Genomic DNA, 19821 nt, shown 5'->3' on the forward strand with positions numbered 1-19821 from the left:
GATGAAAAAGGGGATGTTAATAGCTTATTTGTCCATCGCTGCCGGTATACTTTTGTTGAGCAGTTGTAAGAAATTTTTAAAGGAAGATATATACACCCAATACGATCCTACCTCGTTTACGGGCACGGCAGATGGTTTTGAAAAAGTCCTGAATGGCGCCTATAGCCAGTTACAGGTAACCAGCTATGCCAACCGGAATGATGTATACTGCTTCAGTGAATTTTGCACCGATGAGATGTGGGAAACCGGCGGCGGTTTTGAATCACAGGCAAAAGATTTTATCAACTTTACCTGGGACGCCACCAACGCCATGTTTTCTGCTTCCTGGACTAAATCCTATCTCGCTATCAGGGATGCCAATGTGATACTGGATAACAAAGACAATGCCGGCGCAGTACCTGCAGATAAGCTGAAAGGGTATATTGCAGAAGCAAGGTTTATCCGGGCAGCTGCTTATAGCTATCTGTATAATTTCTTCGGTCCGGTGCCGCTGATCACCAGTGCTAAAAATGTAGACGGCCTGCAGGCGAAAGCCAGCGATGCAGACATGAAACAGTTCATTACCACAGAGCTGATCGCCGCCGCGCAGGACCTTCCGGTCACGCAGGCACAGAGAGGGAAGGCTACTAAAGGCGCGGCGCTGTCGGTGCTCTGTAAGTTTTACCTGAACAAGCAGATGTGGCAGGAAAGTGCTGCTGTTGCACAACAAATTATCGATCTGAAAACCTATCATCTCTTCGGAGATATCAGCCGCTTATTTGCGGTGGAGAATGAAAGCAATCCGGAATACATCTATGTGTTTCCTTGTATCAACCAAACGGGATATGGCAATATTGTGATGGCACATACTTTTCCGCCGGGATATCCTATTCAAACCAACTGGATTATTTTCGGTGCACAGTTTAAGCTATACACAAAATTTGTGGATAGCTTTGATGCAGCAGACAAACGTTTAAAAATGATCCTGACACATTATACCAATACATCAGGTACTTATTTTGAGATGTCGAAAGATGCTACGGGCAAGGCGTTGAACAATGCCCGCTCTTTCAAGTTCGTCCCGGATCCAAATGGTTTATCTGCTGACATGGGCAACGATATTCCGGTGATCCGTTATGCAGATATCCTGTTGTCAAGAGCAGAAGCATTGAATGAACTGAATGGTCCTGCCGCCGAAAGTATTGACCTGATTAATGAAGTGCGCGACCGTGCTGGAGCGGATAAAATTTTGCTGGCAGATTATCCTTCTAAAACTGCCCTGCGTAATTTTATACTGGCCGAAAGAGGGCGGGAGTTTTTTGGAGAAGGCAAAAGAAGAGAAGACCTGATCCGCATGAATTTATTTATTTCCGGTGCACAGGCCAGAGGTATGGCTGCAAAGAGTTATCACGTATTATATCCGATCCCGCAAACAGAAATAGATGCAGATAAAAACCTGGAACAAAATGAAGGCTATAAATAAGTGGCTGTTTTGGCTGATAGGCATGCTTGGGCCGGTAGCTCTGCTGGCACAGGATTCAGCAGGGGGGGGACCCTCCGCCGCACAGGTGGCCTGGCAGCAGGCTGGCTTCGGCGTGGTATTTCACTACGACCTGCACGTATTTGATGGTAAGGCCTACAATCAAACGGCTAACCGTATTACGCCGGTGGCAGATTATAATATCTTCCATCCTGAACGCCTGAATACAGATCAGTGGATCGCCGCTGCTAAAGCCGCGGGCGCAAAGTTTGCGATTTTAACCGTCACCCATGAAACAGGATTTGCACTGTACCAGTCAGACGTAAATCCTTACTGCCTCAAAGCGGTAAAATGGAAAGGTGGCAAAGGAGATATCGTTGCAGATTTTATCAACTCCTGCCGCAAGTACGATATTCAGCCTGGATTGTATATCGGGATCCGATGGAATTCATTCCTGGGCGTGCACGATTTTAAAGTGCAGGGTGGTGACAGCAGTTTCCGGCAACAACGGCAACAATATTACAACCGGATGTGTGAAGGCATGGTGCGGGAACTCTGTACCCGCTATGGCCCCTTGTTCGAAGTATGGTTCGATGGTGGGGCTTCTGATCTGGCCGATGGGGCACCGGATGTATTGCCTATTGTAGAAAAATATCAGCCGAACTGCTTATTCTATTGGAGTGCGCAACGGTCGGATGCCCGCTGGGGAGGCTCCGAAAGTGGTACGGTTAGTTATCCTTGCTGGTCTGCCTTTCCGTATCCAAGTATGCTCACCAGCAAATATCCCGCTATCGCGGTAAATCATTTTCAGTTGGCAAAGGAGGGCGATCCCAATGGCCGGTACTGGATTCCTGCGATGGCAGATGCGCCACTGCGTGGATACAATGGCCGCCACGAATGGTTCTGGGAACCTGGCGATGATGCGCATATCTATCCTTTAGCAGACCTGGTGAAAATGTACTATCATTCTGTTGGTAGAAATGCCACGTTGATGCTCGGTCTTACACCAGATACCACTGGCCTGCTGCCAGCGCCGGACGTAGCCCGGCTACAAGACTTCGGGGCGGAGATAAAACAACGTTTTGGTGCGCCGGTTCAAACAAGTCAGGCTTTACTGTTATCTTTCCCGGAAAAAAAACAGGTAAATCAGGTCACCATCAGCGAAGACATCAGGCAGGGAGAGCGTATCCGCCGTTATACCCTGCAGGCAAAAATAAAAGGCCGCTGGCAGGATATTTATCACGGCACTGCCATAGGAAATATGCGTATTATTACTTTCCCCGCGTTGTACACAACGGCGCTGCAATTGAAGGTGCAGGAAAGTACAAACGCACCGCTGATAAGATCTTTCAGCGCCTATCATATTACCGGTGAACCCATTGAAAATTAAATACACGGCAATGAAAAAATTAGTTCTTGGTGGATTACTGCTCATCAGCATAGCTACCACGGCACAAAGCCAAACGCAAAAATCACCCAACATCATCTTCTTCCTGGTAGATGACATGGGCTGGCAGGATACCTCCGTTCCTTTTTGGGACAGCATTACATCTGCCAACCGGAAATTCCGTACACCCAATATGGAACGCCTCTGCAAAGCAGGTACTAAATTTACCAACGCCTACGCAGCCTCTGTGTGCACACCCTCCCGGGTAAGCTTTCTCACCGGCATGAACGTAGCAAGGCACCGGGTGAGCAACTGGACCTCCATGAAAAACAAGGCCGTGGATGGTAAAGACAGTCTGCTGGATATTCCGGACTGGAATGTAAACGGTATCTCCCCTTTGCCCAACCAGGAGAAAAGCGTATATGCTACTCCGTTACCCCAGGTGTTGAAGGACCATGGCTACTATACCATTCAATGTGGTAAAGCGCATTTCGGGGCGTACCAAACTATTGGTGCCGATCCGCTGAACCTGGGCTTTGTGAAAAATGTAGGTGGCAGCGCTGCCGGCCATCCCGCCTCTTACCTGGCGGAAGATGATTTTGGCCGCGTACCGGGCCGCTTTATCCTGCAGGCAGAAATGCCGAACCTGGAGAAATACCGGAAGAAGAAATCCTTCCTGACAGAAGACCTCACCCAGGAAGCCATGCTGGCCATGGATACCGCGCAATTAAAAAGACAACCTTTCTTTTTATACATGGCACATTACGCGGTACACCTGCCTTACAATGTAGATGACCGCTTCATTCAACGCTACCTCGATATGGGACTACCTAAACCGGAAGCCGCCTATGCGGCGCTGGTGGAAGGAATGGACCAGAGTCTCGGGGAACTGATGGACTACCTGGATCAACATCATCTCACGGAAAATACCATCATTGTGTTTATGTCTGATAACGGGGGCTTTTCACATCCCCCCAGACAAGGTAACGACAACACCCAGAACTACCCGCTGCGGGGTGGTAAAGGTTCCCTGTATGAAGGTGGCGTCAGGGAACCGATGATTGTGCGTTGGAATGGCGTTACCAAACCAGGTACCGTGAATACGCAATATATGATTATGGAAGATTTTTATCCCACCATCCTGGAATGGGCTGGTGTGAAAAAGTATAAGACTGTACAAACCCTCGATGGGCGAAGCATTGTGCCATACCTGAAGCAACCTGAACTGCGGGATGACCGCCGTGCGCTGATCTGGAATTACCCCAACGACTGGACCGGTGGAAATCTCGGTACCGATAATTCCTGGTGCACCGCCATTCGTCAGGGCAAGTGGAAGCTGATTTATTTTGAGAAGTACCAGCGACTGGAACTATACGATCTGCAGGCAGATATCTATGAAGCCAATGACGTGTCTGTCCGCTACCCGGATAAAACCAGAGAGCTRGCAAAGCTGCTCACCCAACAATTGAAACAACGTGGGGGACAGTTGCCTGTTTATAAAAATACCAAAAAAACTGTATCTTATCCGAATGCGTTGTAAGCATACTTGTACTGAATTTTTAGGCAGCGGTTTTAGTACATTGAATCCGTTTTTTATTATTTTGGTATTTTCTATGGCAGGCAGTGTGCCGGTTTGTTTACTGAAATTTGCCGGTCAAACATCGTTATAAAGCATATATGCATACGTTCTGAGGGGAACGGACGGATATAAACCGGGGTGTATCGATTCATTCGGTACACCCTTTTTATGTTACCCGGATGAACCGGTTTTTCACTGTTTTGAGGCTTCACTGATTCTGCAGATTTTGGTTTAACTTACTGTCTACCCATTAATTCCGATAATTCATGCCTACATCTGCATCCGAAAATAAGCTCCTGGTCTTCTTTAAAAAATTAGGCCCCGGATTAATCACAGGTGCCAGCGACGATGACCCTTCCGGCATAGCCACTTATTCGCAGGCAGGGGCACAGTTTGGGTTGACCACGCTGTGGACATCCCTGTTGACTTTCCCATTAATGGCCGGTGTGCAGGGCATGTGCGCACGAATAGGACTGGTGACCTGCCAGGGATTAACGGTGACGTTAAAAAAATACTATCCCCGGCCGGTATTATATATCATGTTGCTGTTCAGCTTTCCGGCCATTACGCTCAATCTGGGCGCCGATATTCAGGGCATGGGGGCGGTATGTCATATGATCTTTCCGGCTATACCGGTATCCGTTTTTTGTGTGGCTGTTACGGCTATCATGATGTATGTAATCATCCAGTACTCCTATCAGAAGATTGCCAGGATACTGAAGTGGCTTTGTATGTCGTTGTTGCTGTATATCATCGTACCTTTTATGATGAAGCAGGATTGGGGGGCGGTGGTGAGGAATACGTTTATTCCTACTATCCAGTATAATAAAGATTTCTTTTCCATCATCGTGGCTATTTTAGGTACCACTATTTCGCCTTATCTTTTTTTCTGGCAAACTACTATGGAAGCGGAAGACCAGGCACATAGCATCAAAGGTATTGTGGTGGATAAAGCAGTATTAAGTGATATGAAGACAGATGTGAACACCGGTATGTTGTTTTCCAACATCGTGATGTTTTTTATTATCCTCACTACCGGCAGCGTATTGTTTCCAGCCGGGGTAAGACAAATAGATACCGTAGATCAGGCCGCGAAGGCGCTGCAACCGCTGGCAGGTAAACTCACCTATCTCATTTTTGCCACGGGAGTATTAGGTACCGGCTTACTGGCCATACCGGTGCTGGCAGGTTCGCAATCGTATATGCTGGCAGAAACATTGGGTTGGCAGGCCGGGTTGGACAAAAAATTTTCACAGGCGAAGCCATTTTATATCTCCATTATCGTTTCACTGATCGTAGGATTGTCGCTCGACTTCCTGGGTGTGAGCCCTATTAAGGCATTGCTGTACACGGCCATTGCTTATGGTTTAACGGCACCGGTCATGATTGCCATGATCATGCACATCGGCAACAATAAAAAGATCATGAGAGAATTCACGAATTCGAAGTTTTCGAATTTATTGGGTGCGCTGACGCTTATTTTAATGACTGCTGCGGCGGTGGCGATGATTTGGTTTTTATTTTGATGTTATGGTGTGGGGAGTATGTTTTTAAAGACGGTACCATCTTTAATGACGAGTAGCAGATTTTTTTCCGGATCTACCAACAGTTCAATATTTTGTAAAGGGTCTCCGTCTACGAGCAACATGTCTGCATAAGCACCTTCTTCCAGCACGCCCAGTTTGCCGGGATATGGATTCCTGGCGCCGGAAAGGGCCAGTAGTTGTGCATTATCATAGGTGATCATCTTCAGGATTTCAAAATTGCTAAACCAGGATTTCAGCTTGATAATATTGGCGTTCTGGTTTATAGTACCGGCGGGATTAAACAGGAGGTCTGTTCCCCAGGCCAGTTTCACCTTATATTTTTTCGCCCATTGGTATACATTGTCAGTGCCTTCCCCGACTTTTTTGCTGTCGGCGGCCTGTTGAGGATCGCTATAGGTATTTGTTTGTCCGTCGAATGCTTGCATACTCAGCCAGATACCTTTGTCAGCCAGCATTTTTACGCATTCTTCATCCATAAGGTGTCCGTGATCAATACATTTTACACCGGCGGCTACCGCTCGTTTTACGCCTTCCGTAGTATATACATGTACGGTGACATAGGTGCCGAAATCCCCGGCCGCCTGCACTGCAGCTTTCATTTCTTCTACAGAATATTGCGTAGCTTCCAGCGGATCATAAGATGACGCCACACCGCCACCTGCGGCCAGCTTTATCTGTGTAGCCCCGTGTTTCAGTTGTTCCCGGGTAGCGACTAATACTTCCTGGTAGCCATCGGCAATGATACCTACGCCCAATGCTTCGGGGCGGGCAACAGTATTGGATGACATCCGCGGAGGGTCGCTGAGGAGGTTAAAGTCACCATGACCAGAGGTCTGGGAAATCATAGCCCCACTTGGATAAATCCTGGGGCCGGGTTGTATGCCCATATCAATAGCTTTTTTAATCCCGAATACAGGACCGGCCAGATCCCTGACGGACGTGAATCCCCTCAGCAACGTACGCTCTGATTCTTTGGCGGCGCGGATAAAAAGGAAACTCTGTTCCCCCATCATCATATCCATCATGGTATTGGCACACATGAATGCGTGCCAGTGCGCATCTATCATGCCCGGCATGAGAAATTTATGCCGCCCGTCAATAATCGTTACCAACATGCTTTTATTGGCAGGAATAGGCTCCCGGGAGATTTTAGTGATTAAACGATCGGTGATCAGCACATTCACATTTTCCGTTTTGTTTTCCTTACCGTTGAATAACTGTACATTATTGATCAGGAGCTGCTTTTGAGCCACCATGGCCAGCGGGCTTAATAATAGCAGGAGAAATACCTTTTTCATGACGGATATTTCTTTTATATAAACTCCCGGCGTTGTATTTTGTTCTTTTGAGCAAAAAAAAATGTGAACAGCCGGTCTTTCCCCTGAAAATGTATCTTACGGAAACATACCGGGAAATAATCCACGTGAAATTTCTTAACAGCAATAAAAAGATAATGATTCACCGATCAATGGCCATGCTGACAGGTTTACTGTTATCACTCGCTTCCGTTGCACAACAACGTATTCCCGTAGGCGTTAAGCCCAATACTTTTACCGATGTTACCGCCCGCGTACAACAGGCCATTGCCGCCTGTAAGGATAAGCCCGGCGCTGTATTGGAGTTCAAGCCCGGCAGGTACGATTTTTATCCGGACAGCGCGGTGAAGAAAACCTATTTCATTTCCAATACTTCCAGTGAAACAGAAGTGCCGGATAAGGTGAAGACCATTGGCCTGTTTTTCGAAAACTTTAAAGGCTTAACCATTGAAGGGAATGGTGCCGAGTTGGTATTTCATGGTAAGATGATCACCTGGTTATTTGACCACTGTGAAGATATCACCCTGCGCAATGTCAGCGTGGACTTTGAGCGGCCTTCCATGGCGGAAATGCTGCTGGTGGCAGTTTCTCCAACAGAAGTAACCGGCGCGGTGCAACGGGATTCCCGGTTTGCTATCATCAACCAGCGCCTGGAATGGTATGGCGAAAAGTGGGGCATGAAGCAGTTCCATGCCATACTATCAGATGTCGAAAAAGGTGTGAATACATATTCTTCCTGGGATCCGTTTTACAAAAGCAGAGCCACGCTGATCAGTCCGGGTGTGGTACAGTTCAGTGGCGACTTTTCCGCTTTCAAAGGAAAGATGGGCGATGTGCTGAGTGTAAGAGATGGTATACGAGACCAGGTAGGTGCATTTATACAACATTGTAAAAATGTACACCTCGACAGTATCAACATGCGTTACATGCATGGATTGGGTATTACCTCCCAGTTTTCTGAAAATCTCTACTACAGTCATATACAGATAACGCCTGCAGAAGGCAGTGGAAGGGTCATGGCTGCTTTTGCAGATGGGATGCACTTTTCCGGCTGTAAGGGTGCTATCGAAATTACAGACGCGCATTTCAAAGGACTGCATGATGATCCGATCAATGTACACGGTACGCACCTGCAGATCACACAGGTGGTATCACCCCGGGTATTGAAGCTTCGGTTCATGCATCACCAGACCTATGGCTTTGAAGCCTTTTTTGCCGGCGATAGCATTGGATTTGTACACAGCGCGGAGTTGCAGGGCTATGGCAATGGTCTTGTTACTGCTGCAAAGATGCTGTCCGACAGGGAAATGGAAGTAACGCTCAGCAAGRATATGCCGGCAGGCGTGCGCACCGGCGACTGCCTGGAAAATATTACCTGGGTACCRTCACTGACTATACGAAATTGCCGTTTTGAAGGCATACATACAAGAGGGCTACTGGTGACCACACGTAAGAAAGTGCTGATTGCCAACAATACCTTTTACAGAACCGGTATGCATGCTATTTTAATAGCGGACGATGCCAGCAGCTGGTACGAGTCGGGCCCGGTACAGGATGTAACGATTACCGGTAACACGTTTGAAGGCTGCGGTTATAACCTGGCGCCCAATAATTACGTGATTGCCATTGCACCGGAGAACCATACCCTCCTAAAGGGATATATGGTACACCGGAATATCCGGATAGAAAATAATGATTTTAAGATCTATGATTACCCGGTACTCACCGCACGCAGTACGGGCGACCTGATTTTCCGCAATAACCGTATCAGGTGGATGAAGTATTATATGGCACAGGGGCCTGAGAGAGCATCTTTCAGGCTAACGGCCTGCGAAGGGGTAAATATTACCGGTAATGACTTTATAGTGTCTTTTAAACCGGTAGTACAGTTGCAGGAGATGTTACCGAAAACCGTGAAGACGGATATAGCAATAAAGCAGTAGTTTATTTACCCGGTAGCTGTTCTTTCGCTGGTGTGAAAGAGCAGCTATTGTCCCGCACTTTTTTTCACTACCCTGAACCCCTGGTTGCTAAAAGACGCCCGCTTGTTCACCCTGCCAATATCAGTAGAATTGAAAAAAGAACAGGCCGTCTTACTGCACCACCAGGAGCCGCCACGGGCATGTGCCACGGTAAGACTTTCATTGGGGAGTACCTTACCGGAACAGAATTCAAATACATTACCATACATATCATACAGTCCCCAAGCATTCGGTTGAAAACTGCCGGTGGGTGAGGTATACATATAACCGTCTGAACTGTCGGCCTGCAAATGGTCTTGTCCATGCCAGATATTGGCGTAGCGGCCGATCTGGGCATTGGTGGCGCCGAAAAAATAATCGGTGGCAGCACCTGCACGGGAAGCTATTTCCCATTCCTCCAGGGTAGGCAGTCTTACCCCGGCCCATTTGCAATAGGCCAGGGCATCTTTATAGCTGATGGTAGTGACCGGGTGATCCATTTTATTTTCAATGCCGCCAATACTAACGCCATTGGGGAAACGCCAGAACGCGGTGCTGTCGTTATGCCACTCAAATTCCCGCAGCCCCGGAACAAACACGAGGGCATCATGCCGTTGCTCTGCGTCTGTTACATAGCCGGTAGCCGCCACAAATGCGGCAAATTGCCGGTTGGTGGTTTCGCAGGCGGCGATATAAAAAGAGTCAGTGTTCACCTGCCGCCGTGGATTCAGCGTATGTTGTTTTTTGCCGATCCAGTAGTGCCCTTTGGGTACCAGCACATAGCCGCATTTGTCCTGCGCCAGCCCTGCATGAAAGCTGACCAGCAGCAGGAGTACACTACTAACCTTTTTTAGGAAGTGCATTATAAAAGTTGTTTGCCCGCTGTATGATCAGCTCTTCATTGGCGGTGTTGAAATTGAGAAAAGCATGATAGCTGCTCTCTCCGTCTGCATATAATTTTTTGTAGGAAGCAGAAGTCAGGAAATGTGCGTACTCATTGTTTTTCATCAGGATCATCAGCACGGTAAGAATATCTTTGTCTTTATGATCCCTGTTATAAGTGCTGATCAGCAAAGGAATCATTTCCCTGCCATTGATTTCAATAATGGCTTTTTTATAATTCACACCTACCCGGTTGCTTCTGCCAATTGATTCGGTGATTAATGCCATCACGGAGTCGCGGTTGGCATGGAGGAAATTCAGTTGCCGTTCACTCCAGCTATATTCACCGAATGCATCCGGGAGCTGTGCAAAGATTTTTTTCTCGGCATCCATCACGGGTGGCATGGCATCGCAGTTCTGGCTATACGATTCCGCGTTAATCATATGATAGGTAAACTTCTCCCGCAGGGATAATGTCAGGTAGTCTTTCTGTTTCAGCGCCATGTTTTCGTCATTGCCGGCTATTTTTTTTATCATCATCAACACTTTCTCCAGCCCATATGGCGGCCTGGTTATTTTTTCGCGGTATTCCTGGTAGGCGACGGTTTCTTTACTGGGTTCCTGGTACACCTCTGCTTCCTGTGCAAAGCTGCTATTACAGGCGGCTACCAAAACAAGGATGGCTACAATTCTTTTCATGATATCGGAAAATTTGCGGGAAGATAAAACAGTGGGGAAGAATTGCCAAACAATTCCCTTGGGCTCAAAAGAGAAGGCCTCATATCTAAATAATATTTCTTATATTCAGGAGCAATTAACGTTAAGCGAACGTTAATCACAGGATATTAAGAAAAATAAACGCATTGTCTGATTATACACTATTATCTTTCAACATACTATTGAAAAACATATCCAACGGGCTCTCCGGGGAATAAACCGTTTATGCATACCATTCATGCTGCTCACTAATAATAGTGATAGTCATTGTTCACCAAACACGCAGGTATTTATGATCATTCACGCAATCAAACCGAAGAAGGCCGTGTGGAGAGGTTTCGGATTGATCTGCTTTCTATGTTATGCAGGTTTACTGCATGCCCGGGATATATCGGTGGACAGTATGCATTATGTGGACAAGTTGAATCACCAGGCTATTTTAGCGCAGCAAAAAAAGCTGGATACCACATTTTTCTATGCTAAGCAAGCCAGGGAAATTGCTACCCGGCTGGATTATACAAAAGGGAAGGCAGATGCATGGCAGGCCCTCGGTAGTTATTATGGGGAGAATAATAACTACTATTTATCTATTCGTTATTACATGGATGCTTTGCAGGCCTATGAAAAATTGAACGATAGCATCGGAATAGGCCAGATATATGTTTGTATCAGTGCATATTATCAGCAGTCCGGTCAGCACGCATCTGCAGTGGATTACGCCGGCAGAGCGATGGAGATAGGACATCGTTTCAGGAATGATAGTGTGTATGCCCTGGCATTAACGCATTATGCCAGCGTAAACAGGAATGATCCGCAAAAGGAAGATTCCGTTCACTGGGCAGTAACAACCGCCCGCAATATCTTTACCCGGCACGCTGATCAGCCGGCCCTACTTCAGCTGGACTTGCTGGACATAAAGGATTTGCTCCGGAAGAAGGATACCGTTGCTGCCGAAACAAAATTGTCGTCATTGATTGCCTTTGCTTCAGCGAAGGGTTATAACTATACCGGCATGAATGCATGCCGCCTGATGGCCGCTACCAGGGCCGCCAGCCACCAGGCCGATTCTATTCAATACCTCTCGCAGATGGTTACCTTATCTGAAAGAGGAGGTTACCAGACCAGCATGCTGCCTTATGTTATCCAACTGTTTGATTGGTACACAAAAGCCGGTAAACCGGATAGCGCTGCACGCTACAGTGGTATACTACTGGACATCCTGGAGAAAAGAACCGCCATTAAATCTGATGGTGAAATGGATTATCTCTCCTTTTATACCCAACAGCATGATATACATTCCTTGCAGATGAAACGTGCCATCCAGGAGAAATTGTTATATAAACAACAACTGGAAACCAGGGGACGGCTGTACCTGGCAGGATTTCTTTCCATATTACTGGTGCTGGCTACACTCACAGGCTGGTACTTTTTCCGGGCATATAAAAAGATGAAAAGAAATGCCGGTTTCCTCGCTGTGAAGAACCAGGAAATGCAGGCGAAAAACAAGCTGCTGCAGGAACATGACGATTTCAAAAATAAACTGGTGTCTGTGGTGGCACATGATTTCAGAGCACCACTTAGCAACATCATTAATATTGCCGTTTTTCTGAAAGAAGAAGTGCTAACCACAGAAGAAGCCACCGGGTGGATGATAGAGGTGGAACGTACTGCCGGTTATACCCTGCAGATCTTTGATAATATACTGGCCTGGATCAGCTCCCAGTCCTCCGGATTTGTGTATACGCCGGAAGCCTGTAAACCGGCAGACATGATCCCCGAAGTTATTCAATATATGGAAAGTCTTATCCGCGGTAAACAGTTGCAGATTGACATCAGCATTCCTGATACCACTGCTGTTTGGGCAAACAGGGAGATGTTACAGTTCGTACATCGTAACTTGATTCATAATGCCGTCAGGTTTTCTCCGGTGAAAGGAATACTGCGTATCTGCAGCAACACAGACATGGACCATATGACCTTATCGGTGGCTGACCAGGGGCCCGGTATACCGGAAGATATGTTGCCACATTTGTTTGAATACAATAACCAGCAACATACAGGTGAGCAGCAGGGTGCAGGATTAGCGCTGATCATTTGCCGTGACTTTATTTATAAGATGAACGGAGAAATAAAAGCCGGCAATCTTCCTGAAGGAGGAGCATTGCTTTCTTATACATTGCTCCTTGTAAAACCTCATCAATTGCAATAAACGATGATACCACAAGGCTTAAAATATTTGTTATATAGCCTGGCTGTTTTTAGCAGTTGGCAAACAACGTTTGCCCAAACAGACAACTTCCGGCAGTTACATGAAAAACTGCACCAGGCAAAAGACAGCAGTGAATACGTAAAAACATTGAACAGTCTTTCTTTTTTTCATCACCGCAACAACATGGATAGCTGTTTCTGGTATGCCACAAAAGCCCTTGAAATATCCCAAAGGCTACGTAACGAGAAAGGTATCTCTTATGCATATACGAACTTTGCCTTGTTTTATACAAGAAAACGAAATACCAAGCTGGCCATCGTATATAATTACAAGGCATTACAGATAGATAAGGCGATAAGTGATTCAGGAAACATCAGTATAGATCTCAGTAACCTGGCACTTGCTTACCGGGCAGCAGGCAATTTGGGTAAGGCACAGGAATATGAGCAACAGTCCTTGCTGTTGGGCAGCCGCTATCCTGAATTAGGCGATTATAAAGTAGATCTGGTTAATTATCTTGAATACTACTGGAAAGATCCTGCTAAAAGTGATTCTGTAAAATGGGCGCTGAAAGAATTGAGCGGTATTGCTGCCAAACATCCTTATAGCATGGAATGGTATGAAGCCAGACTATTTGAATACATGACCCGGTTAAAAACCAAACCCTTTGCGCAAACAGAAAAAAGCATCAATGAACTGGCGGAAGAAGCATATAAGAAAGGATTACCCGATGAATCCCTTACCGCGTATTTTCATTTGAAGGGGGACATCATGCACATGGGATACAACGTAGATTCTATTGCTTATGCGGAGAAAATTTTCTACCTGGCGAAAGAAATAGGTGACAATGAATCTATCATGGATGTAACTCCGGGCTTATATGCTCATTATTTGCCGCAGAGGGACTGGAGAAGAATGAGGCTTTATGGTACATCGATACGGCAGCTGGCCACATTCGAACAATCCGAAGCAGGCAAACTTCCTGTGGTAGACTATATCAGTTATTTCCTGAAAGAACAGCAAATGCAGGAATTACAAATTACCGATCAGCTGCAGCAACAAGCCATTGTTCAAAGTGATTTGCAGAGAACCAGCCACCGGTGGTTGCTGATATTTTTATTATCCCTGCTGATACTATTACTTGTTTTTACAGCTATCTACTGTCTATCTTATTATGCTTCCCGCCGGTATGCCATAGCCCTGGCGACATTGAATGCCGGTATCACGGAAAAGAATACACGATTACAGGCAGGGGATGATTTTAAGAACCGCTTGTTATCATTGATAGCACAGGATTTTCGGGCACCCATAAAAGATATCATCGAAACTGCCATGTTATGGCAACGCGGTACACATGACCGTAAGGCCCTGTTGGGCAGCATTGTACGGGTAGAACAGGATTCCCGCGTCACCCTGGATAATTTTGATGGCATCCTTCGGTGGATTAAATCACAGTTTTCTGACTTCGTGTTTCATCCCGTTGCTTGTGACATCACAGAAATGCTTCCGAAAGTGATAGATAGCATGCAGACCGATGCGGATAGTAAAGGACTCAGCATCGACATACAGGTTCTGTCAGCAACGGCCGTAGCTGCTGATCCCGATATGCTGCAGTTTGTACATCGTACCCTGTTGCGACAAATCATAACCCTTACCGGTCATGGTGGTACCATCCGGATCAAAGCAGAACAACATGATGGAGGAACAATCGTTCGGGTAGAAGGCCAGCCCATTGCTGTTACCCCGGCACTGCTGGGTTTATTGGATCTGCCACAACCGGAGGATAAACTGATGCTGGTTACGGGTGGCGATTTTATGACTAAAATGAACGGCAACCTGGAGGTAAAGGCAGCAGCTCCGGATACGTTTGCCTTTGTTTATACCCTGCCATCGCAGGAAGCATAATTTTTTAACATAACGTTTTGAACCAGGCCGATATCGTGTTGTTATCATGATACCACTTAACCCTTCGTGCTGCATTTTTTATTTGTTAACATTTAAATTTTGCCATCATGAAAAAGGTAATCATGTCAATTGCTTTCTCTATCGCAGCGTGCTCCCTTTACGCGCAAACCAGCGGCCCCGCAGTCAGTCATAAAGAAATGCGTAAGGAACGTCATGYGCAAAAAATTACGCTAAAAGCATTGGAAGGAAAGGATATCAGTTCATTCTCCCAGCAGCAGTTTGCCGTGGACTTCGGTAATGTAACGGACGTTAGCTGGACAAGAGACGCGTATTTCGACAAAGCTACTTTTGTTAATGCAAAAGGGGGGGAAATGTCTGCGTACTATGATAACGATGCACAACTGGTAGGGACTACTTCACATGCGTCATTCAATGATTTGCCGGCAGCCGGACAAAAAGAAATCAGGAAACATTTTTCGAATTATGAACAGGCACCAGTTATTTTCTTTGACGATAACGAGGACAATGAAACAGATATGATCCTTTATGGGATGCAGTTTGATGATGCGGATAATTATTTCATAGAGTTGACAGATAAAAAAGGAAGACCAGCCGCATACAAGGTAGATATGAGTGGAAATGTGGCGTTTTTTGCGGATATGAGTCAGTTTAAATAGTGAATGTACAGGGGCTGGTAAGAACAGTCAGTAACGGCCCCTGTAAACGCTTTATTTTTTCCCACGCTGGTGGTTGTTGATCTTTTCCCATGCCTCTCTTGTGATGGCGACCAGTAGTCGCTTCCGGCAATCCCAGATAGATACATATTTACTGGAGATCACATAGTATTGCTCCCAGTTGGTGATGGACTGGTACGACAGGAGCGTACATATATCGGTAGCAGTGATAAAATCACCTGTTTCCGCCAGGTGGGTGTGTACACCGCCCGTTATTATCCTGGTGGAGTCTCCCAGCTCGGTGCTGATGAGGCTTTGGTGCAATCGCTTTTTAGTGAGCAGTTGATTGTCATCTCCAAAAGTCAGCAAATAATCATTCCCGAAAAGTACCACTCCATTTGCAGAAGTGCCTGTAAATACATACACTTTTTTAATACCTGGTTGTAGGATCGGAACAATATTTAACTTGCTGTTTTTGTAGAATTTAAAGAAGCCATCTCCGTTATTATTGATTTCCTCAGACACCTTTTTCCGGAGTATATAGAGCGTCTGCTCTTCCGGTGTAAATTCACGCTCCTCTCCGTATACAATGGCCCTTTGTATATCATAGGTACTGTCAAACGAAATCGTTGCCAATACTTTGGGTTGATCTCCTTTTGAAAAGAAGACGCAGTTGTATAATTCATTATTCCGGTAGGAAAAATATCCGGCAGCATGTTCATGTTTTGCTTTAAATCTTTCCATGAAGATATCAGTACCATACCAGGATGCCATTTCAGACCGGTAAAGCTGGTTGGCTTCCCGGACAATGGAGTCGGTAATGCGGGTTACATCGGGTTCCTCCTGCGCAGCCACTGTAGCGGCGGAGAAAAAAAATATCAGTAAGAAGCGTAATGACTTCATGTGGGTATAGCATTAGGGTGGATGATACGGGTGCAACAACAATATAGGACGTTTATTTAATTATTGAACTCCTGTTACTACGGAGTACCTCTTTTTAACTTTCCGTAAAAAATATTATTACCCTATAGGATTTGTAGACTATAAAATATATTTTTGCCCCTGTCAATGAAAAAATACAGGACCAACATTACTTCCGGCTGATAAAAGCTATCAAACTAACATTTACAACTAAATGAAAAAGCTTTCACTTTTCATGTATGGCATCGCCATGCTATTATCTTTTACTGCCCTGGCCCAGCAACCACTGAAAGTTACGGGACAGGTAAAATCAGGTAAGGGCGAGCAACTACCGGGCATCAATATCCTTGTCAAACATTCCAGGTCAGGTACCGTAACAGATGGGCAAGGACGCTATACGATCTCCGTTGCTCCCGGCGATACCCTGCTGATTAGCGGTATCGGGTTTAAGAAACTGGAAGTGCCGGTCAATGGCCGCGATCATATCGACCTGCGCCTGTCCGAGGATGAAACCGCACTGGGAGAAGTAGTGGTAGTAGGCTATGGCACACAAAAGAAAAGTGATCTGACCAACGCCGTATCACAGATCAAAGGCGCCGATATCACCCGCCGCCCGGTATCTAATATACAGCAGTCGTTACAGGGCATTGCCCCAGGTGTAACTGTACTCGACAGAGGTGGCGCCCCCGGCGCATCAGCCGCTACCATTCGTGTAAGAGGTATCACTACTTTTAATATCAACAGCAGCAGCACCAGTGGATACGACCTCGGCAAAAATGATGCACTTGTGATTGTAGATGGGATAGAACAACAAATGGCCTATCTCAACCCGGAAGATATTGAATCACTCTCTGTACTGAAAGATGCAGCATCCACTGCTATCTACGGCTCGCGGGCTACCAACGGTGTTATTCTCATTACCACCAAAAGAGCAAAGGCGGGCAAAGTCACCGTTAACTACAATGGTTACTACGCCTGGCAGCAAAGCATCAACAAACCCGAAATGATGGATATAGAATCTTATATGCGGGAACAGGTGGCGGCTTATACCAACGCCGGTGTAGCAGTGCCGGCAAGGTTTACAGAGGAATCCATTCAGCAATATGTAAATGCAACGGACAGATATAAATATCCTATGCCTAACACATGGTTCCAGACTATGCTGAGAACAGCGCCCCAGCAAAGCCACAATTTATCATTGGCAGGTGGAAACGAAGTGGTGAAAACAAGGATGAGCGTGCGTTACCAGGATCAGCAGGGTATTGTAAAAAATTACAGTAACCAGCTCAGTGAAGTACGCCTGAATACAGACTACGTTCCTGTCAGTAGCCGTTTCCACTTTGGTGGTGATATCCATTATCAGAACAATGCCTCTAATGCGCCATCTGTGGCGCCTTTCAATAATATGCTGCATGGGTCGCTCTGGGCAGTACCCAAATATCCGGATGGTACCTATGGGCTGAGCACACAAGGTAACAACCCACTTATGTTTGATGAAATTGGAGGCTTATCAAAACAGGCGATAGATTACTTCAACGGGAATGTAAAGGGAGATGTAGCACTACTTCGCGGCCTGCGTTTCTCCACGCAATTCGGCGCCCGTGTCATATACACACAACAGAAGAATTTCGTTAACGCCTATACGAATACGGATAAGAATACCAACATCACCAAAACGGTAACGAATAACAGTCTGACAGAAGTACGTAACAACCTGCGGGAATATACCTGGAACAACCTGCTCACCTATGACCGGTCGTTTGGTAAACATGACCTGAAAGCATTGGCCGGTTATTCGCAGATCAGCAACAAACAAACTTTTCTCTCCGCTTACCGCGAACGTTTTTATAACAACGACATCACTTCCATCGGGCAAGGCACCAACGATGGTACCAAAAGTAATGCCGGCAGTGATGTGGCATACGGACTACGTTCTTATTTTGGCAGAATCAACTATGCCTATGCCGGTAAATACCTGCTGGAAGTAAATGGCCGTTACGATGGCTCTTCCCGTTTCGCCAATAATAAACGCTATAGCTTTTTTCCTTCTTTCTCCGCCGGATGGCGCATAGCACAGGAAAATTTCTTTAAACCGTTATTGCCGGTGGTCAACGACTTAAAGCTGAGAGGTTCCTATGGTACTACCGGTAACCAGTCGGTAGACCTGTACAGCTATTACGATGCGCTCACGTCTACCAGCTACACTTTTAACGGGGTACCGGTGCAGGGCTATCGTCAAACCACACTTGCCAATACAGACCTGGGCTGGGAAAGCACTACGCAGCTGGATCTTGGTCTGGATGCGGCTTTCCTTGACCGCCGACTGACACTGACCGCTGATTATTACCGCAAGCTTACTTCCGATATCCTGCTGAACCTGGACATTCCGGCTACCGTAGGATTAAATGCACCACCACAGAATGCCGGCGCCGTGGAAAATAAAGGACTGGAAATAGCGGTGAATTATAGCAGCAAACAAACGGGAAAAGTACGTTATAATATAGGCGCTAACGTTAGTTACAATGAAAATAAAGTAACAGATCTGAAAGGAACCGGGCCTTATATTACAGGTTCGGATATAGATCCCCGTTATATTATCAAAACCGGGCTGCCTATTAACACACTATGGGGGTACCAGACAGATGGCCTGTTTCAGTCCCAGGAGGAAATTAATAAATACCCGACACTGGCAGCCAACACCAAACCCGGTGACGTAAAATATGTAGATCGTAATAACGATGGTAAAATTGATGCCAACGATATGACCAACATCGGCGTTTCTTTTCCCAAATATACTTTTGGTTTGAATGCCGGCATTCAGTACAATGGTTTTGAATTAAACATACTGATACAGGGCGCTGCTAAAGTAGATACCCGCTTATCCGGTGCACTGGCGGAAATGGGTAACCAGGAAGGTTTCACGCATAAGATCTATACCAACAATTACTGGACACCGGAAAATACCAATGCGCGGTTTCCAAGACCTCTCAAGTACGATTTGCGCAACGTAGCCACCTCCGACAGGCTGGTCATAGATGGTTCTTATCTCCGGCTAAAAAACATACAGCTGGCGTATCATGTGCCGGCAGCCATCAGTCAGCGGGCATTTCTCAGCAGTGCAAGAATTTATGTATCGGCTACCAACCTGTTCACCATTTCCAAACTGAATGAATGGAACCTGGATCCGGAAGCAGAATCCGGTAGGGCGGTCTACTATCCGCAAACTTCGCTGTACACCGTTGGTATTAACCTGCAGTTTTAATA

At 46.2% G+C, this 19821-nt stretch carries 13 protein-coding genes; 9 read left to right on the plus strand and 4 right to left on the minus strand.

All coding sequences use genetic code 11. The features are described 5' to 3' along the window. Nucleotide 1 precedes the first annotated feature (1 nt). The 4 genes from AC1DP6_RS04070 to AC1DP6_RS04085 all read left to right on the plus strand — a co-directional run bounded on the left by AC1DP6_RS04070 (nucleotide 2) and on the right by AC1DP6_RS04085 (nucleotide 5951). Nucleotides 2-1462, plus strand: coding sequence for a RagB/SusD family nutrient uptake outer membrane protein (locus AC1DP6_RS04070; protein ID WP_477053686.1), 1461 nt, complete (start codon nucleotides 2-4; stop codon nucleotides 1460-1462). Continuing rightward, nucleotides 1446-2849, plus strand: coding sequence for an alpha-L-fucosidase (locus tag AC1DP6_RS04075; protein WP_477053687.1), 1404 nt, complete (start codon nucleotides 1446-1448; stop codon nucleotides 2847-2849). Before AC1DP6_RS04070 ends, AC1DP6_RS04075 begins: the two co-directional genes overlap by 17 nt. A gap of 10 nt (nucleotides 2850-2859) precedes the next feature. Beyond that, entirely contained in the window at nucleotides 2860-4386 is a 1527-nt protein-coding gene (locus tag AC1DP6_RS04080; protein WP_477053688.1) for a sulfatase, read from the plus strand. A 305-nt stretch (nucleotides 4387-4691) separates the two neighbouring features. Further along, complete coding sequence (locus tag AC1DP6_RS04085; RefSeq protein ID WP_477053689.1) at nucleotides 4692-5951, plus strand: NRAMP family divalent metal transporter; 1260 nt, start codon at nucleotides 4692-4694, stop codon at nucleotides 5949-5951. A 2-nt stretch (nucleotides 5952-5953) separates the two neighbouring features. Here the strand turns inward: AC1DP6_RS04085 and AC1DP6_RS04090 are convergent, their stop codons facing one another. Further along, on the minus strand, nucleotides 5954-7270 hold the full coding sequence (locus tag AC1DP6_RS04090) for a metal-dependent hydrolase family protein (protein WP_477053690.1): 1317 nt from the start codon (nucleotides 7268-7270) through the stop codon (nucleotides 5954-5956). 155 nt (nucleotides 7271-7425) lie between these two features. On the opposite strand from AC1DP6_RS04090, the gene AC1DP6_RS04095 reads away from it, so the two are divergent. Beyond that, nucleotides 7426-9231, plus strand: a complete 1806-nt coding sequence (locus AC1DP6_RS04095) for a right-handed parallel beta-helix repeat-containing protein (RefSeq protein WP_477053691.1) — start codon at nucleotides 7426-7428, stop codon at nucleotides 9229-9231. Between the two features lie 44 nt (nucleotides 9232-9275). Here AC1DP6_RS04095 and AC1DP6_RS04100 read toward each other — a convergent pair whose 3' ends face one another. Together AC1DP6_RS04100 and AC1DP6_RS04105 are read right to left on the minus strand one after the other, a co-directional pair. After that, a complete protein-coding gene (locus AC1DP6_RS04100) occupies nucleotides 9276-10112 on the minus strand; it encodes an SUMF1/EgtB/PvdO family nonheme iron enzyme (protein ID WP_477053692.1) in 837 nt (278 codons plus the stop codon). After that, entirely contained in the window at nucleotides 10090-10830 is a 741-nt protein-coding gene (locus AC1DP6_RS04105; RefSeq protein WP_477053693.1) for a hypothetical protein, read from the minus strand. Before AC1DP6_RS04105 ends, AC1DP6_RS04100 begins: the two co-directional genes overlap by 23 nt. 310 nt (nucleotides 10831-11140) lie before the next feature. On the opposite strand from AC1DP6_RS04105, the gene AC1DP6_RS04110 reads away from it, so the two are divergent. The 3 genes from AC1DP6_RS04110 to AC1DP6_RS04120 all read left to right on the plus strand — a co-directional run bounded on the left by AC1DP6_RS04110 (nucleotide 11141) and on the right by AC1DP6_RS04120 (nucleotide 15639). Further along, nucleotides 11141-13057 carry an ATP-binding protein gene (locus AC1DP6_RS04110; protein WP_477053694.1) on the plus strand — a complete coding sequence of 639 codons (1917 nt, stop codon included), beginning with the start codon at nucleotides 11141-11143 and terminating at the stop codon, nucleotides 13055-13057. Between the two features lie 3 nt (nucleotides 13058-13060). Continuing rightward, entirely contained in the window at nucleotides 13061-14962 is a 1902-nt protein-coding gene (locus AC1DP6_RS04115; protein ID WP_477053695.1) for an ATP-binding protein, read from the plus strand. A gap of 107 nt (nucleotides 14963-15069) precedes the next feature. Then, a complete protein-coding gene (locus AC1DP6_RS04120) occupies nucleotides 15070-15639 on the plus strand; it encodes a hypothetical protein (protein ID WP_477053696.1) in 570 nt (189 codons plus the stop codon). 51 nt (nucleotides 15640-15690) lie between these two features. Here AC1DP6_RS04120 and AC1DP6_RS04125 read toward each other — a convergent pair whose 3' ends face one another. Further along, a complete protein-coding gene (locus AC1DP6_RS04125) occupies nucleotides 15691-16539 on the minus strand; it encodes a hypothetical protein (RefSeq protein ID WP_477053697.1) in 849 nt (282 codons plus the stop codon). Nucleotides 16540-16771: 232 nt separating this feature from the next. On the opposite strand from AC1DP6_RS04125, the gene AC1DP6_RS04130 reads away from it, so the two are divergent. Beyond that, entirely contained in the window at nucleotides 16772-19819 is a 3048-nt protein-coding gene (locus tag AC1DP6_RS04130) for a SusC/RagA family TonB-linked outer membrane protein (protein ID WP_477053698.1), read from the plus strand. Nucleotides 19820-19821: the final 2 nt, after the last annotated feature.

The organism is Chitinophaga sp. 01L420, assembly GCF_056399985.1.

Excerpts from the sequence above, each read along its gene's own strand:
- AC1DP6_RS04070 (WP_477053686.1), top strand. The coding sequence starts at position 2 with ATGAAAAAGGGGATGTTAATAGCTTATTTGTCCATCGCTGCCGGTATA.
- AC1DP6_RS04075 (WP_477053687.1), top strand. The coding sequence starts at position 1,446 with ATGAAGGCTATAAATAAGTGGCTGTTTTGGCTGATAGGCATGCTTGGG.
- AC1DP6_RS04085 (WP_477053689.1), top strand. The coding sequence starts at position 4,692 with ATGCCTACATCTGCATCCGAAAATAAGCTCCTGGTCTTCTTTAAAAAA.
- AC1DP6_RS04090 (WP_477053690.1), bottom strand. The coding sequence starts at position 7,270 with ATGAAAAAGGTATTTCTCCTGCTATTATTAAGCCCGCTGGCCATGGTG.
- AC1DP6_RS04100 (WP_477053692.1), bottom strand. The coding sequence starts at position 10,112 with ATGCACTTCCTAAAAAAGGTTAGTAGTGTACTCCTGCTGCTGGTCAGC.
- AC1DP6_RS04105 (WP_477053693.1), bottom strand. The coding sequence starts at position 10,830 with ATGAAAAGAATTGTAGCCATCCTTGTTTTGGTAGCCGCCTGTAATAGC.
- AC1DP6_RS04110 (WP_477053694.1), top strand. The coding sequence starts at position 11,141 with ATGATCATTCACGCAATCAAACCGAAGAAGGCCGTGTGGAGAGGTTTC.
- AC1DP6_RS04115 (WP_477053695.1), top strand. The coding sequence starts at position 13,061 with ATGATACCACAAGGCTTAAAATATTTGTTATATAGCCTGGCTGTTTTT.
- AC1DP6_RS04125 (WP_477053697.1), bottom strand. The coding sequence starts at position 16,539 with ATGAAGTCATTACGCTTCTTACTGATATTTTTTTTCTCCGCCGCTACA.
- AC1DP6_RS04130 (WP_477053698.1), top strand. The coding sequence starts at position 16,772 with ATGAAAAAGCTTTCACTTTTCATGTATGGCATCGCCATGCTATTATCT.